The organism is Pseudoalteromonas fenneropenaei (genome assembly GCF_042643375.1).
Taxonomy (GTDB): domain Bacteria; phylum Pseudomonadota; class Gammaproteobacteria; order Enterobacterales; family Alteromonadaceae; genus Pseudoalteromonas; species Pseudoalteromonas fenneropenaei.
Map to the genome: position 1 here is coordinate 107,278 of NZ_JBHRSD010000010.1, position 15,872 is coordinate 123,149.

16 protein-coding genes are annotated in these 15,872 nt (G+C 46.1%); 2 read left to right on the forward strand and 14 right to left on the reverse strand.

Annotated features, from left to right (window positions below; translation table 11 throughout):
• The 14 genes from fliP to ACFOEE_RS04690 form a co-directional block, all read right to left on the reverse strand.
• Positions 1-750 carry a flagellar type III secretion system pore protein FliP gene (fliP, locus tag ACFOEE_RS04625; RefSeq protein WP_377121391.1) on the reverse strand — a complete coding sequence of 250 codons (750 nt, stop codon included), beginning with the start codon at positions 748-750 and terminating at the stop codon, positions 1-3.
• Entirely contained in the window at positions 743-1,144 is a 402-nt protein-coding gene (gene fliO / locus ACFOEE_RS04630) for a flagellar biosynthetic protein FliO (RefSeq protein WP_377121393.1), read from the reverse strand. Before fliO ends, fliP begins: the two co-directional genes overlap by 8 nt.
• A complete protein-coding gene (gene fliN / locus ACFOEE_RS04635) occupies positions 1,141-1,539 on the reverse strand; it encodes a flagellar motor switch protein FliN (protein WP_377121395.1) in 399 nt (132 codons plus the stop codon). Before fliN ends, fliO begins: the two co-directional genes overlap by 4 nt.
• 29 nt (positions 1,540-1,568) lie before the next feature.
• Positions 1,569-2,663: a flagellar motor switch protein FliM gene (gene fliM, locus ACFOEE_RS04640; protein WP_377121397.1), complete on the reverse strand. Its 1,095-nt coding sequence runs from the start codon at positions 2,661-2,663 to the stop codon at positions 1,569-1,571.
• 101 nt (positions 2,664-2,764) lie between these two features.
• A complete protein-coding gene (gene fliL, locus ACFOEE_RS04645) occupies positions 2,765-3,316 on the reverse strand; it encodes a flagellar basal body-associated protein FliL (RefSeq protein WP_377121399.1) in 552 nt (183 codons plus the stop codon).
• A gap of 34 nt (positions 3,317-3,350) precedes the next feature.
• Positions 3,351-5,612 (reverse strand): flagellar hook-length control protein FliK, encoded by a 2,262-nt coding sequence (locus tag ACFOEE_RS04650; RefSeq protein WP_377121401.1) that lies wholly within the window; start codon positions 5,610-5,612, stop codon positions 3,351-3,353.
• Positions 5,613-5,730: 118 nt separating this feature from the next.
• Complete coding sequence (gene fliJ, locus ACFOEE_RS04655) at positions 5,731-6,177, reverse strand: flagellar export protein FliJ (protein WP_377121403.1); 447 nt, start codon at positions 6,175-6,177, stop codon at positions 5,731-5,733.
• A complete protein-coding gene (fliI, locus tag ACFOEE_RS04660; protein ID WP_377121405.1) occupies positions 6,177-7,511 on the reverse strand; it encodes a flagellar protein export ATPase FliI in 1,335 nt (444 codons plus the stop codon). Before fliI ends, fliJ begins: the two co-directional genes overlap by 1 nt.
• Before the next feature lie 20 nt (positions 7,512-7,531).
• On the reverse strand, positions 7,532-8,350 hold the full coding sequence (fliH, locus tag ACFOEE_RS04665) for a flagellar assembly protein FliH (RefSeq protein WP_377121407.1): 819 nt from the start codon (positions 8,348-8,350) through the stop codon (positions 7,532-7,534).
• Between the two features lie 3 nt (positions 8,351-8,353).
• Positions 8,354-9,391, reverse strand: coding sequence for a flagellar motor switch protein FliG (gene fliG, locus ACFOEE_RS04670; RefSeq protein ID WP_377121409.1), 1,038 nt, complete (start codon positions 9,389-9,391; stop codon positions 8,354-8,356).
• Positions 9,384-11,096 (reverse strand): flagellar basal-body MS-ring/collar protein FliF, encoded by a 1,713-nt coding sequence (gene fliF, locus ACFOEE_RS04675; RefSeq protein ID WP_377121411.1) that lies wholly within the window; start codon positions 11,094-11,096, stop codon positions 9,384-9,386. The genes fliG and fliF overlap by 8 nt, the downstream gene beginning before the upstream one ends.
• A gap of 20 nt (positions 11,097-11,116) precedes the next feature.
• A complete protein-coding gene (fliE, locus tag ACFOEE_RS04680; RefSeq protein WP_377121863.1) occupies positions 11,117-11,449 on the reverse strand; it encodes a flagellar hook-basal body complex protein FliE in 333 nt (110 codons plus the stop codon).
• Positions 11,450-11,605: 156 nt separating this feature from the next.
• Positions 11,606-13,039 carry a sigma-54-dependent transcriptional regulator gene (locus tag ACFOEE_RS04685; protein ID WP_377121413.1) on the reverse strand — a complete coding sequence of 478 codons (1,434 nt, stop codon included), beginning with the start codon at positions 13,037-13,039 and terminating at the stop codon, positions 11,606-11,608.
• Positions 13,036-14,190 (reverse strand): sensor histidine kinase, encoded by a 1,155-nt coding sequence (locus ACFOEE_RS04690; protein WP_377121415.1) that lies wholly within the window; start codon positions 14,188-14,190, stop codon positions 13,036-13,038. The genes ACFOEE_RS04685 and ACFOEE_RS04690 overlap by 4 nt, the downstream gene beginning before the upstream one ends.
• A 319-nt stretch (positions 14,191-14,509) precedes the next feature.
• On the opposite strand from ACFOEE_RS04690, the gene ACFOEE_RS04695 reads away from it, so the two are divergent.
• A complete protein-coding gene (locus tag ACFOEE_RS04695) occupies positions 14,510-15,100 on the forward strand; it encodes a hypothetical protein (protein WP_377121417.1) in 591 nt (196 codons plus the stop codon).
• A gap of 151 nt (positions 15,101-15,251) precedes the next feature.
• Positions 15,252-15,854, forward strand: coding sequence for a DUF4402 domain-containing protein (locus ACFOEE_RS04700; protein WP_377121419.1), 603 nt, complete (start codon positions 15,252-15,254; stop codon positions 15,852-15,854).
• Positions 15,855-15,872: the final 18 nt, after the last annotated feature.

The window sequence follows — 15,872 nt, forward strand, 5'->3', positions numbered from 1 at the left end:
CTACACTCCAAGCCCAAAGCTACGAGCCAATGTTCCCATCACCAATCCCCAGCCATCGACCAGTACAAACAACATAATTTTAAACGGTAACGACACTATCATCGGTGAAAGCATCATCATACCCATGGCCATCAGCACGCTGGCCACCACGAGATCGACTATCAAAAAAGGAATGAAAAACATAAATCCAATAATAAAAGCAGTTTGCAACTCACTGGTCACAAACGCTGGAATTATTACAATAAACGGTGTGTCTTCAGGTTTATCGAGTTGATCATAACCAGCAATTTTAGCAAACGTTTCTAAATCTTTAATGCGAGTCTGTGACAACATAAAGGCCTTTAATGGTTCTTTTGCTTGTTCTAATGCCTGAATAGAAGTCAACTCTTCTTTTAGATATGGCTGCAAGGCCTTATCGTTAATCTGGCTAAAAATTGGCGCCATGATAAAAAAGGTTAAAAACAATGAGATCCCAACCAAAATTTGGTTTGACGGTGATTGTTGCAAACCAATCGCCTGACGCAAGATCCCAAGTACAACGATAATGCGGGTAAATGATGTCATCATAATCACAGCTGCTGGTATAAAACTCAGCGCAGTCATTATTGCCAACACTTGCAGTGTGACAGAGTAATCTTGTGAACCGTCTGGGTTTGTAGTCACGCTAAGCGCTTCAATCCCTTCTGCGCTTGCATCAGGAACAAACCAAATCATCCCAATAAGCAATATAAGTTTCAGTACATTATTCATTTTTGTTATGCGCACGTTGAAGAAGTTTAGAAAAATTCTGCGCTAATGGCGGCATGGCATGTTCGGGTAACGGCTGTTCAAGTTGATAAAGATAGTTAATGCTGTTTGCTGTTACGCCCAACAGATGCTGCTTATTGTCAATCTCCACCACCAGCAATCGTTCCCGATTACCTAAAGGCATGCTACGAATCACTTTAAAATTTTCCGAGTTGCCAAGATTTGGGTTAAGCCGTTTCATCAGCATCGCCATAGCAACAATTAAAATCACCACAGCGAATAGCGAAAGCAGCATTGAAACCATATCGCCCATTGCGACTGCTGGCGCCGACGTAGTGGCAGAGGCAACAACCTTGCCACTGCCAAACATCGCAACCAGTAAAAATGCTGCTTTCATCGTAACTTTTTAATACGTTCGACCTGACTGATGACATCAGTCAAACGGATACCGAACTTATCGTTTACCACCACCACTTCACCATGGGCGATAAGCGTGCCATTTACCAATACATCCAGAGGCTCGCCAGCGACTCTGTCCAGTTCAACCACTGAGCCTTGGTTCAACTGCAGCAAGTTCCGGATATTAATTTTCGAGCGACCTACTTCCATTGAAATGGTCACTGGAATATCTAAAATGGTATCGAGTTTGCGGCGCTCGTCATGACTGAGTTTCGACCCTGATGCACCAGAAAAGTCTTCTAACTCTGCCACTTCCGGTGAGCCTTGCTCTGCCTCTTCGGCTTCGGCAAGTGCTGCTGCCCATTCGTCCATCGTATCTTGATCATCACTCATAAATTCAAACCTTGTTTAAATGCCTGTTACTACCAATCGAGGTCGACGCCTTCCGATAAATGTAAATCTTCTTCAAGTTCAGCCAGTTCAGCATCGGAATCCAGTTTCTTGCCGCCTTTGGTAAAGACATGCAACTCAGATTTAACCGACTCTGGCCGCTTAATTTTTTCACTGATTTGTAACGCCACAAAATCTCGCGAGCGACCCATTTTCGCTCTAAAGGTGGGTAATTCTTCAATAAATACCGTAATATGCTCAGGCATATCAACGGGGATAATATCGCCGGCTTTAAGTTCCATAATCTGTGCCAGCGACAGTTCCAATTCCAGCAATTGAGTGGAGAGCTCTACTTCCACATCCATTATCTCATCGCGTAGCGCCTTACTCCAACGTAAGTCGGTATCTTCTGTATCCGACTGTACCCCCGCATCCAATAGTTCGCGGATAGGTTCGAGCATCGAATAAGGCAACGAAATATGAAAATCACCGCCGCCGCCATCGAGCTCAATATGAAACGAGCTAATTACCACGACTTCAGTAGGGCTGACAATGTTTGCCATCGCGGGGTTAACTTCAGAATCTAAGTACTCGAACGACACGTCCATGACTGGTGCCCAAGCTTCTTTGTAGTCCTCAAAGATAATCTTAAGCAACATTTGTACAATTCGACGTTCGGTAGGGGTAAATTCACGGCCTTCAATTTTGGCATGATAACGACCATCACCACCAAAAAAGTTATCAACCAAGATGAACACGAGTCGCGCTTCCATGGTGATAAGGCCTGTGCCTTTGAGCGGTCTAAAACGCACCATGTTGAGACTGGTTGGCACAAATAGCGTATGGATATATTCACCAAATTTAAGCATTTGTACGCCGTTGATAGACACCTCAGCGGTGCGGCGCATCATATTGAACAGGCTGATCCGCATATGACGAGCAAAACGTTCATTGACGATTTCCAACGTAGGCATTCGTCCACGAACGATACGGTCTTGCGACGAGAAATCGTATTGAAGGGCTTTGGCATTGCCTTCCCCGTCGCCATCAGAAATGTCGTCCTCTTCAACTTCATCAACGCCATGGAGTAGCGCGTCAATTTCGTCTTGAGATAATAAATCGCTCACACTTGACCTCTGTTCTTTTTACCTTTGAGGTAATTACTTCAATTGTTTGCTTCGGAATTTGCTTAATAATTCTGCTTTAGCAAACCCAGCGTAGCCAAACATTACTGCATTACAAAACCGGTGAACAGCACCCGCTCTACCACTTTGCTACCTTCGACATTTTGTAATGCTTCTTGAACTTTATCCAATGCCGATAAGCGCAAGGTTTCTTTACCCGCCGTGGTACTCAATTCATCGGCTGTGGTAGTAGAAAACACACTCAGTAGCGTGCCTTCGATCAACGGGATATGCTTCTTCGCGACTTCTTCGTTTACTTCACCACGAACTAACAGCTGTACTTTAATTTGCACAATACGGTCACGGCTCGCACCAGGCACATTAAACACAAAGGGGCGCGGCATCGCGACATAAAGTGCACTGCCCATTTGGGCCGCGTTACCACCACTACTACTTTCAGCACTTGCCGATATTGGCGCTTCTTCAGCTAAGGTTTCTGCAGGCTCATCAGAACCAGATAGCAAGAAAAATGCAACAGCAGCGCCAATGACAACAACAGCGGCAGCGATAATAATGATGAGTTTCTTCTTATTACCACCGGTTTCTTCAATTTCTAGGCTGTTGTTTTCTTCAGCCGCCTTTTTCTTTTCTGCCATCGTGTCTCCTTCGCTGCCCCTCAAAAGACAGCTATTAAGCGTAGTAATCTATTGCCGAGCTTGATGTTTTTGTTCTTGCCGGACTACTCTCTTTATTTTGCGCTTCACCTTCAGAATTAGCAAGCTTTGCACCGCCTTTGCCTTGGCTTTGCTCATCGTTTTGAGCGTTTCCGCCTGATCCTTGCTCAACTGAACTCTCACCAAGATTAATCCCTTGCTCAGCTAACATTTCACGTAAACGCGGTAGTGATTGCTCTAAAGCCTCTTTGGCTTGTTGGTTTTGCACCACAAAACTCACTTGGGCTTGCTCTGCGTCAGTGCGAATACGAATTTGCATACTGCCAAGCTCTGGGGGGTCAAGCCGGATCTCCGCTTCTTTATTGTTTAGATTGAGCATAGCTGAAACTCGCTCATTGAGCTCCTTAACGGCATCTTGTCTGGCTAGTTGTAATGCTTGCTGCATCGCAGGGTCCTGCGCTGCCTTTTGGGCACTTAGTTGATTGTGTTGCTGCACTTGATGTAACTGCGCAGTGTCAGCTTGCGCTATCAGCGTTTGTTCCTGACGTTGCACTGAGTTTGTCGCGCCAAGCTCACTCAATTGCTGCATAAATTGCGTCACCCGGTTTTGACTTTGAGATTGCTCGATAGCACCACGCTCTAATGGCTTGCCGCCTACTAGCAGAGCCTCTTCTACGCCTTGGATTTTCTCAGGTTTAGCAACGTCTTCGGCTTTGTTTTCAGCAAGACCATGACTGTCACTTGTTATTGCATCTGCGGACTTATCGAGCGAACCACCACGGTTCGATTTTACTTGACCAGTTACTGTTGATGACGCTCCTCCCGCTTTTGGCGTCGCTGTTAGCTCAGCGGCTTTGGGCATTTCAGCGCTCGTTGCTATGGCCTTATTAGCACCTGTAGCAGCATTTAAGTCAGATGCCGTCAGTATAGCCTTTTCACTGCGCTCTACATTCGACAGCACTGAGGCGGTTTTGTTGATACCGTTCGCGACAGGAGGCATTTTCTCCGTGGCTGAGCCGCCATCAACCAGTTTATCGCTTTCAAGCGCTGGCTGTTCGCTGTGTTCAGTTACGTCTTCTGATTTAGCGTTAAGAAAGGCCTGCGCGGTATTATCAGCACCTTGCTCTTTTGTTGTAGGCACATTGCTAATCGTCAGTTTAGCTTGCGCTTGCGTGAGTAGTTGTTCAACGGCTGCAACTGCTTGCGCATTCATTTCGCCTTGCTTAAGTTGCTGTTGCAAAAGACTGGTTACTTGTTTTTGTTGCTCTGGAGTTAGCGCTGCAAATTCGGCCTGCAATTTGTTTAGGTTGTGCTCAAGTTTTGCACTTGCAATTGCGGTACCTTGCGTTTTAGTTTCATCTACTTGATTTTGCGCCACTGTTAAGCCTGAAGCGGCTTTCAAGGCAGTATCGTCGCGAGCAAGTTTGGTTACAGTAAGCTGCTCAGTGACTTTGGCTTGCCCTTGCAACTTTGAGTTGGCAACGGGCAACTGCGAAGTTTCTGTTTGCGCTGTAAGTTCAGAAGCTTGCTTGGATGTTTCAGTCAAGCTTACTTGCTTATCGACGCTCACTGCACTAGATGCAGTGCTAAGTGATTTAGCGATGACCGGCGTGACCTTATCATCTGATGTCGATAGCACAGTACCTTCACTGCTACTTTGCTGAGACTTCAGCAGTTTTTCGACCAGTGGGGGTGTCTTAGTCAGTGGCAGCTCATCGCCAGCCACCTTTTCACTGCCACTGATTGCGTTAGCTGATGCACTCGTTTCTAACGAAGCGGGTGGGTTCGACTGAATCGCTGCCGCGTCAATTGCAGCCCCGTTATCAGCACGACTAAGCATACTTTCAGCAGCATCGCTCGTTTCTTCAGCACCACTGCGAAGTGCTGATTTCACTGCCGTACTAATAGTGGTTGCTGCTTGCAAAAAGGCCAACAGGTCATTGCCAGTTTGTTCGCTGCTTTCTTGCTCTTGGGCATGTTCAGCATCTTGTGACTCGCTTCGATATTGCGCATCTAAGCTTTCAGCGAAACGCTCTTTGAAATCTGAGTGTTGCGCCAGTTTGCTACTCGCGAGATCTGCATCTGCTGCTTGTGTCTCGCCACGCAATTCTTCAAAAGACGCTTTTTTACGTTCTAAAAACGCCATCTTATCAAAGTCAGCGCGCTCTAACTCAGTGGCAAATAACCCAGTTTGAGTGCCTTCTTGCGGCTCATCCTGATTATTTCCCGGCAATTGCAGCGTTGCTTTTGACGCTTGTAGCGCAGCAGCCATGACCATAGCTCACCTCATAGTTCAAAGCGGCAATCTGTTACCGGAAGGCCGCAAATTTGGGGTTAGTTCAACCGAAATCACACTTATTGTTAGATACTAAGCAATATCTAAACCAACATTGTTGTTAGACCGCCATACGGCGCTGAAAAAATTGGTTAGTGGCAAATTCATCCAGCATTTTTTGCTCAGCTTTAGCCATTTTCTGCTGTGCTACCAAAGCTTGTTTCTCAATTAATTTGGCAATTGCTTTGGTCTTAGCTTGTTGTTTAAGCCACAAATTACGCCGCTGATCGACTACCTGCCGTGCGGTGCTCACCACTCGCCCTTGCTGCGCAATTGCTTCATCAATTTTATTAATAAAAGAATGATACTGACGAAATGCTGCACTACTCAGTCCATGCTGGGCTTTTTCCTGTAGTTGCTGCATATACTCTAAACGAAACTGACTAAGCCCTTGTAATTTTTGCTGATTATTACGAAAGTGTTGCTCAGCTTGGACAAAATGACGGCGTAAACCTTCTTCCTTATCGCTTTCCAATTTGAGTAATAGATCGAGTTTGTTATTTGCCATTAGCCTTGTCCTAATAATTGAGCAAGCCCTTGCAAACAGTCGTCGTAAGAGATGACGTCCTTCATCCCCTGTTGTAGAAATTGTTTGATGCGCGGCATCATTTGAATCGCTTGGTCTAACATCGGGTCGCTGCCACGTTGATATGCGCCTAATGTAACCATATCGCGGTTTTGCATGTACAAAGAATAGATCTGTTTGGCGATACGCGCTTGCTGCATATGGGTGGGCGAAACCACTTGCGGCATTACCCGGCTGATGGATTTCTCAATATCTATTGCCGGATAGTGGCCGCTGTCAGCCAGTTCACGAGAAAGAACTATATGGCCATCTAAAATAGCCCGTGCCGCATCGGCAATCGGGTCTTGTAAATCATCACCTTCACTTAATACAGTGAAAAAAGCCGTAATTGAACCTTGCCCTTCACCACCATTACCAGCACGCTCAACCAATGCTGGCAACTTAGCAAATACCGACGGCGGATAACCTTTAGTCGCAGGTGGCTCACCTACTGCCAGCGCAATTTCCCGTTGAGCCATAGCATAACGAGTGACTGAGTCGAGCAGCAAAAGTACGCTCATGCCCTGATCGCGAAAATACTCAGCGATAGTGACGGCACTTTCACAGCCCTTTAAGCGCATCAAAGGTGACGCATCTGCCGGAGCTGCCACCACCACCGAGCGTTTGCGCCCTTCTACGCCAAGAATTTCTTCAATAAATTCTTTAACTTCACGGCCCCGCTCGCCTACCAAGCCAACCACAATGACATCCGCTTCACTACCACGTGTCATCATGCCAAGCAGCACAGATTTACCCACACCACTACCGGCAAACAAGCCCATACGTTGGCCTTGACCAACGGTAATAATGCTATTGATCGCTCTCACTCCGACATCAAGTGGCGAATCAATCGGTCGACGGGCTAACGGATTAATAGGATTGGCAGCAAATTTCAAATGGGCTTCAGCATTTATCGCTCCTAAGCCATCGAGCGGTCTGCCGAGGCCATCGACCACTCGGCCGAGTAAGCCCATGCCAACTGGCAAGCCTTCTTGATGCACCACAGGCACTACGCGCGCGCCTGGCAATACGCCAGAAATATTGTCATTAGGCATTAAATACAAGGTATCGTCGTTAAAACCTACCACTTCAGCGTCAATCATGCCGCGTATGGTTTCAATTTTACATTGACTGCCAACTGGCGCGCTCAAACCTCTGGCTTCCAGTGTTAAGCCAACCACACGGGTCAAACTACCCGCTACGGCGACCGGAAACGGTTTGATAAATTTGTCATAACGCGATAAACGCTGCGCAAGTGGTGTTGACGAATAGGTCATGAAGTTTTGACAGTGGTAATTTAGATACCACTGTCATGCAAGAATGTGTCCAAAATTTCTTTAATGCGGGTTTTGATGGTCATATCAATCGAAGATTGCGGGGTTTTTACTTCGCAACCACCGCGCTGCAAAGTGGGTTCTGGTAGCAATTGCCAACCTTGCGCAATTAAATACTCATCACCATAGCCTTCTTTCACTAGCGCTAAGTCTTCCGGATGTAAGTGAATGCGTACTTTGGCATCGTTCATCGGTAAAGCATCAATGGCTTTTTTCAGCGCCTGCAAAATCAGTGTAGGATCTAAAGCAAGTTCTCTAAATAACACAGCTTCAGCCAGCATTGCTGCCAATTGTACCAATTGTTTTTCGGCCTGCTCATCAACTTGCTCAAGTGGTTTATGTAGCGCGTCAAATATTTGGCTAAGCGCGGTAAGCTTTTCTTCAACCAATGGCTTGGCTTCATCAAGCCCTTGCTGACGACCTATCTCCAGCCCTTCTCTAAAACCGGCCTCTTTGCCCTCACCATGGCCTTTATCAAAACCATCAATATAACCTTGTTCGTGGCCTTGTTTTATCCCTTCCTGATAGGCATCTTCACGAATTTGCTCAAGCTCTTCTAAAGTTAGCTTGGGAAAATCTAATTCTTCTGGTGTTTCAGCGACTTCCTGCGGCGCTTCTTTTTTGCGATACAGCTCTTCTAATGGTGTTCCCATGGCCGTTGAACGGCCACGGATCTTGCGCTCATCATGTGCAACATCAGGAATAGGCCAGTTTTTCAGTAACTCTTCCACTGATTCATCGAGATGAATTGGGCGACCACGGTATAATTTAGGGTCTGTCATGGCTTACAGGAACTCCTCGCCGCCACCGCCGCCGAGCATGATTTCACCGGAATCAGCTAGACGCCGGGCGGTCGATAAAATTTCTTTTTGCGCGGCTTCTACTTCGCTGATCCGCACAGGCGGCATAGCCTCCAAGTCATCTGCCAACATTTCAGCCGCACGTTTTGACATGTTTTTGAGGATCTTTTCTTTTAGTGCATCGTCTGCACCTTTCATGGCTTTCATCAAGACATCTTGCTGGACTTCGCGCAAAATAGCTTGAATACCACGGTCGTCAACATCCAATAAGTTTTCAAACACAAACATAAGATCTTGAATTTGTTGCGACATTTCTTCGTCGTGCTCGCGAATTGAGTCCATCAACTGACCCTCGATATTGGTATCGAGATAGTTCATGATGTCTGCAGCTGCTTTTAAGCCACCCATTTTGGCGGCTTGCGCGCCCGCTTGACCAGCAAATTGCTTCTCCATGATCTCGTTCAACTCTTGTAGTGCAGCAGGTTGAACTTCTTCTAAATTGGCGATACGCATCATCAAATCTAAACGCACTTTTTCAGGGAATTGCGACAGGATCTCAGCCGATTGTTCAGGCTCTAAATACGATAAAACAATAGTTTGGATCTGCGGGTGTTCATTGCGAATGATATTCGCAACTTGTTTCGAGTCCATCCATTTCAACGAGTCCAACCCTTTTGCACCCGACCCCATCACAATCTGATCAATTAGGCTTGCCGCTTTGTCTTCACCGAGTGCTGCGGTCAAGGCCTTACGAATAAACTCTTCAGATTGGAAGCCGATGGTACTAAAACTTTGGATCTGCTCAATAAATAAATTGTGTACTGCGGCAATTTTAGCCTGCGACAAATCATCAAGTGAGGCCATCGCCATACCCACTTTCTGTACTTGCTTAGGCTCTAAATGCTTGAGGATTTGCGCTGCATCTTCTTCTGTTAAACTCAGCAACAAGATGGCGGCTTTATCCACGCCATCAAGCTTGTTTACATCAAACCCTGCGGAGATTTTCTTATCTTCATCACTCATCTTCGGTCAACCACGCTTTCACTACTTGTGATGACAATTCAGGTTCATTGGCAACCAGCGCACGCACCGCTTTGAGCAAGTCTTCATCACCGTGAAGATCTGGCAGGCGTAACGTACCATCTGAGCTAAAGCCAACTGCCGAGGCATCAAATTCCGTATTCAACATATCTAAGGTGCTATCACCAATATCAACGCCAGCAGTCAAGGCATCCTCATCATAATCCTCAAGCGTATCGTCTGGGTAGATAAGGCGTTTTAGCATAGGTCTGACAACGGCAAGGATAAGTACTATGATGACCAAGGCACCCGCACCTAAGCGCGCCAGTTTGACAAACCACTCTTGCTCCCACATCGGTAATTCGGCCACAGCGGTTAAATCCTCACGGACAAACGGCACTGTTACCACTTCCAAAGCATCGCCGCGCTGCATATCAAAACCTATTCCGCCTTGTAATAAACGACGAATATTGTTGAGTTCTTCCTGCGCACGAGGCGCCATTGTGGCTTTGCCATCTGCGCCAGGTGTTGGAATATAGTCAACTGCAACTGACACACTGACACGGCGGATCACACCTGTTTGCTGACGCTTATGCGAAATCGTGGTATCCAGCTCATAGTTACGGGTCGCTTCTTTTTGCGAGCGTGATGAAGCACTACTGCTGCCATTACCGCCATTTGCGACTTCTGGAATATTAGAATTAACTGGCGGCTGATTGGTTAAAGCCCCTGGAATACCTGCTGCAATACCACCAACGTTATTCTCTTCAAAAGTGGTTTCACTACGTACTGCTGGTAAGTCCGGGTTATAGCGTTTTTGGGTTTCTTCAACCGCGCTAAAATCCATCGTCAAGTCAACTTGCGCGGTATAGTTACCAAGGCCCACTACAGGAATAAGAATGCTGTCGATTTTCTCTAAATATTCTTGCTCGCGCTTACGTTCAATTTCGTATTCTTTACGAGTACGTGCCGATAAGGAATCCTGAGAACCCGAGTTCAGTAAGCGACCATTTTGATCTGTCACTGTGACCCGTGAAGGCTCTAAGCCTTGCACTGCCGAAGCTATAATATCGACGATAGAATCCACTTCTTCGCTGTCTAGCACTTTGCCACGGCGTAAAGTCACGACTACAGTCGCAGAAGGTTTCTTCTCCATGCGCGCAAACACGTTTTCTTTGGGAATAGCCAGTAACACTTTGGCACGCGAGATAGATTGTAGCTCTTCAATGGTTCTTGCGAGCTGCTGCTCGCGGCTGTGTTTCAAGCGCTCACGCTCAAGCCGTTGACTGACACCAAAACCCATATCCTGCATAAGAATATCAGTACCATTATTGGGCTCTTGGGTTAACCCGTCACGGGCCATTTTTAATTTGATACTTTGATACTCAGTTTCAGGTACCATAATGGTGTTACCGTCTAACTGATAGTCAATTTTTTGTGCATCAAGGAAGTCTAGGGTTTTGATCAGCTCCTCGGTCGGATATTGACCGAGCGGACGCATGTCAGGCTGGCGAGCCCAAATGATAATAAAGATGGCGATAGCCAAACAAATTGCCAGTGCAATGATCAATGTGACCTGACGCAGCATATCAACGCCGCTGAGCGCACTCAGATAGCCAGATTTCTGTTCTTGTTGCTCGCCTGGACCGTCTAGTGAGTCACTCCCACTATCGGTTAATGCCAGATCGGTTGATTGCTTTGTTGCCACAATGTCACTCCACTACCAGATTAAACTGGCATGCTCATGATTTCTTTATACGACTCTACTAGTTTATTGCGCACTTGCACAGTTGCTTCAAATGCAACAGATGCTTTTTGTGACGCAATCATGACTTCAGCAAGCGACACGCTGCGATCGCCCATTTCCATTGCTGTCACTTTGGATTTTGCCTCTTTTTGCAATCCATTTACAGTATTAATCGCATCTGCCAATAAGTCACCAAATTGATTGGTGGAAGAAGTCTGCTGCGGGCGAATGGTTTCCATACTTGGACGGTTACGCGTCGCTTCTGACGCCATTGCCTGCATTTCTTGAAACAGTGATGCTGCCTGAATGTTCATGTTAACTACCTCGGCCATCTAAGATTACCTTAAATAAAGCAGAAAACATGCCAAAAATTATACATTAATTTTCAGTAAGTTAAACATAGAAAATGACAGAAGAGTCAGTGACAAAAAATTGGCGAGCAACTGCTCGCCAATCTGAAAAGGAAGGGATTAAGCGGGAACGGGTAAACCTAAATCGCGCATTTTGGCCAGTTTATAGCGTAGCGTTCTTGGACTCATACCGAGCACTTCCGCCACCTCTTTGCGTTTACCACGATAGCGCTGTAGCGTATCTAAGATCATTTTGTGCTCTTTATCTTGCAGCTCATCTTTGTAATTAAGCGTGGCAAACTCACTGTCTGCCTCGTCAAATTCCTCATCAAGCTCACTACTAAGCACCCACTTAGGTAACTCTTGTGGCTTCTCAGCATGACTCACAGCTTGATTGGATGGCATCGCTGGCGTGTCATTGGTCGCAAACACTAAATTCTCAATAAAGATGTCATCCGCGCTAATGATCTCGCCACTTTGCAGAATCAAGGCACGTTGGACAACGTTATCTAACTCACGTACGTTGCCGGGCCACGCATGTTCAAGCAATTTTTGCTTCGCCGCCGCTGTTAGACTCGGCGCTGGTTGTCCGGCTTTTTGACAGTGACGCACAATCAAATGTTCAGCCAGTACCACAATATCTAACGGCCGTTTTGCCAATGGCAGCCAAGTGAGCGGGAATACGTTCAAACGATAATACAAGTCTTCACGGAACTTACCTGCAGCTACCGCTTCTTTTAAATCACGGTTACTGGTTGCCAACACGCGTACATCAAGCTCAATGGTTTTACGCCCACCTAAACGTTCTACTTCACGCTCTTGCAACACCCGCAGCAGCTTTGCTTGTAGCGCCAAATCCATCTCGGTGATTTCATCGAGTAAAATGGTGCCTTTTTGCGCTTGTTCAAACTTACCTGGACAAGCTTGGATTGCGCCAGTAAATGCGCCTTTTTCGTAGCCAAAGAGCGTTGCTTCAAGCATATTTTCTGGAATCGCGGCACAGTTGATGGCGACAAAAGGTTCACTCGCACGCGGTGACTTATCGTGAATAAAACGGGCAAGTACCTCTTTACCTGAGCCACTTGGGCCAAGCACCATCACACTGGCATCAGAGCGTGCGACTTTAGCAGCCAATTCGAGTAGCTGTTTACTCGCAGGGTCGGCAACCACTGGACCATCGGTTTCTTTTGCCGCAGCGGGTAAATAACGGCTGACCATGTTCAACAACACTTCTGGCGCAAATGGCTTTGCCATGTAATCAATCGCGCCGATACGCATGGCTTCAACCGCGTCATCAATAGTCGCGTAAGCCGTCATCATCAACACAGGTAAATCTGGGTAGTTGAGTTTAATGCTTTTTAATAAATCCAAACCACTCATGCGACCCATTTGTACGTCACTCACCACCAGCGAGAACGTTTGCTCTTTGAGCATGACCATAGCGGTTTCTGCACAATCTGCTGCTTCACAGCAGATCCCAGCAAGCATCAAGGTATCTAGCAATGCTTCACGCAATCCTGCATCATCTTCAACAACTAAAACGATGTTACTCATATAACCTCCCTTAGCGTGTCAAGCATGACATTCGCTTGCTGCGCAAAGTTTGGCGCAGCGACTGTATGACAAATTGGCAGCAAAATACTAAAACAGGCGCCACCTTGAATCGTATTACAGACATCTACTTTGCCCTGATGGGCATTAGCAACTGAACTGACCACGGCGAGACCAAGGCCAGTGCCTTGACTTTTGGTGGTAAAAAATGGCTCAAACAACTTATCTACAATGGCAAGATCTACGCCTGGGCCATTATCTGTGACAGCAATTCGCACATACTCAGGTTGCTCCGTATCTACCTCGGCGGACAATAGCACTTGTGCGCCTTTGCCAATGATCTGGACACTGTTGTGAATAAGGTTACCAATAGCACTAGCCAGCGCGGTTTTATTGCCCATAATGGCGATATCCGGATCGGGCAAATCTACTTCAAGTTCAGCCTGATGCAATGTCATCATGGCATCAGCGCCGGCTTTCACTTCACTCAGTAATTGCTGCATGGAGACATGCTCAACCACGTTTTGCTCACCACTTTTAGCAAAAAGCAGCATATCGTTCACTTGTGACTCTAAATCTTTAAGCCGCGACATCAACTTCTCTTGAAAGCGACCGCGTGCTGCGTCTGGCATCGAATTAGATCCCAAGTTTGCAGCATAGAGCATCGCAGCCGACAACGGCGTGCGCACCTGATGCGCTAACGATGCCACCATTTTACCCAGCGCACTTAAGCGCTGCATATGCGCGACACGGGCTTGCAAACGACGTGTTTCGGTTAAATCTGTCATCAGGATCAACTGTCCCGGCTCTGGAGTGAGCGCAGTAATATCAAGCTTGATCAAACGGCCGTCTTTTAACGATACTTCATGCCCATCGTCTTGTTTTGGGCTAAAAGAGCGCTGAATAACAGCAAACCACTTTTCACCTTCGAGCGGCTCACCTAGCATATCGATGGCAATTTGGTTTGCTTTGGCTATCATGCCACGACCATCAAGCACCACCACGCCGGCGGGCATAGTATCAACTAGGTGGCTCAGCCAACTGGCTTGTTGTCTTAAGTCACTCAGTTCACCCACGTATGCCTCCTGCAATAAACATGGATTGAACGGGTTCAGATTCACGAATTGTGGAGAATGTACCTGTGCTAACGCCATGGTGTTGCTCTTTATAAAAAATTCACTTAGCTGGATAAAGCATGATCTATGCCAAAATAAATTCCCTATATTTCAAAATCATACACATGTTTTCACTGTCAATTTCTCGTCATAGTAGCCGCAAAAGGTTAAGTTCAACATGATTCTTCAATTTTAATACCAAGCTGATAAAACACTTTTGCAACACCATCAGCACCAAGATAAATCTTGAGAAAATCCCTCCATGCGCCATTTCTGTTATTTTTAATTAGGGCTTAAGTTAGGTACGTTGTATAGTTTCATCCAAGTTAGGAAAAGTTACACAGGGATAACTAGCTATATGAGTGACCTCTCGATGCGTTTTGTGGCGGTAATAGTAGTGATGACTTACACACTGCTCCTTAGCAGCTGTAGTACAATTGATATCGCAAATGAAACTGAGGCTCAACCCGATGCTGAATTGCAGCAACAAACTGTCGTTGAGTTACTGAGTTTAAAACAAGATTTGCAAGTCATTTTGGATGAATTGCACTATCAAACTGAGCTGCAAAACGGCGTTTTAGCTCATGTAACAGAGCCCAAAATCAAACAATACCAAGCTACTAGCACAGCTTATAGTGAGCCTGAAACCCAAACTTTAGTAAATGGAACCACGTTTGCCACTGTGACATCCGAGTTCCAAGTTTATCTAGGTATATATGCTTCTGAGCAACGTGCTTTACAACACTGGCAAACATTGCAAAAACAACTTAATCCTGAACTTGCCAACCTATCGACTAGCATAACATCTGCCCCACTAAACCCCGCTTTTTTTAGCATTCGCTTCAATCAATTAATGCCAAAACATCATGCAGAGCAGCTCTGTGCAGCGTTGCAGCAGCGCAGTTTTAGTTGCGTGGCACGCGCAAACTCATCAAAAGCTTTACTCTAGGCGCTAGCAATGTCGCTCTAGGATTGTCTAGTGTATAACGCAAACTATTAAAAAATAAAAAATAACTATATTTCGGTTCAGCTTTAAAGATATTGACCGATAACTGAAATTGCATTTTAATGTTCAACATAAAGGAACAAGGAACACGGATATGAAAAAAGCAGCTTTAACTCTCATTTCGCTCACTATCTTGAGCACCACTAGCCTGACGGCCACAGCAGAAACAAAACCAATGAAAGCGACCGTGACAGTGAAAAATCTCTTCACTTTAACGCCAGACAAAGAGCTTAGCTTTGGTGAAATTCGCGCCAACGCTGAACTACTAACCGATGGTGGTAAACAAGCTTCGTTGACCATTCCAGCTGATCCTGACGCAGCCTCAGGGGTGCCAACCAAAGATGGCACCGCCGTGATCCAATCCATCACGGCAGGTTCACCAGCTACTTTTAGCGTTTCTGGCACGGCGCCTAATTCTGAACTACTGATCAGCATTCCTACTTCTGCTGAACTGATTAATTCCGCTGCGCTCCCAGACAATCCAAAATTTGTGATTTCAGATTTCGAAGTACTTATTGAAGGCGGCCCAAACGATCGCCAAATCTATGACGGTTCATCGAAAAAATTGATAGCAGATAACACAGGTGCAGTGAAGTTTCACGTTGGCGCTACGCTTAAAACTGATCCAGCAGCCAAAAAATCCACTTATACCGATGGTGAGTATACCGCGACGGTTAACGTGACTGTAGTTTACTAATCAGCCTTACTCTGCTGT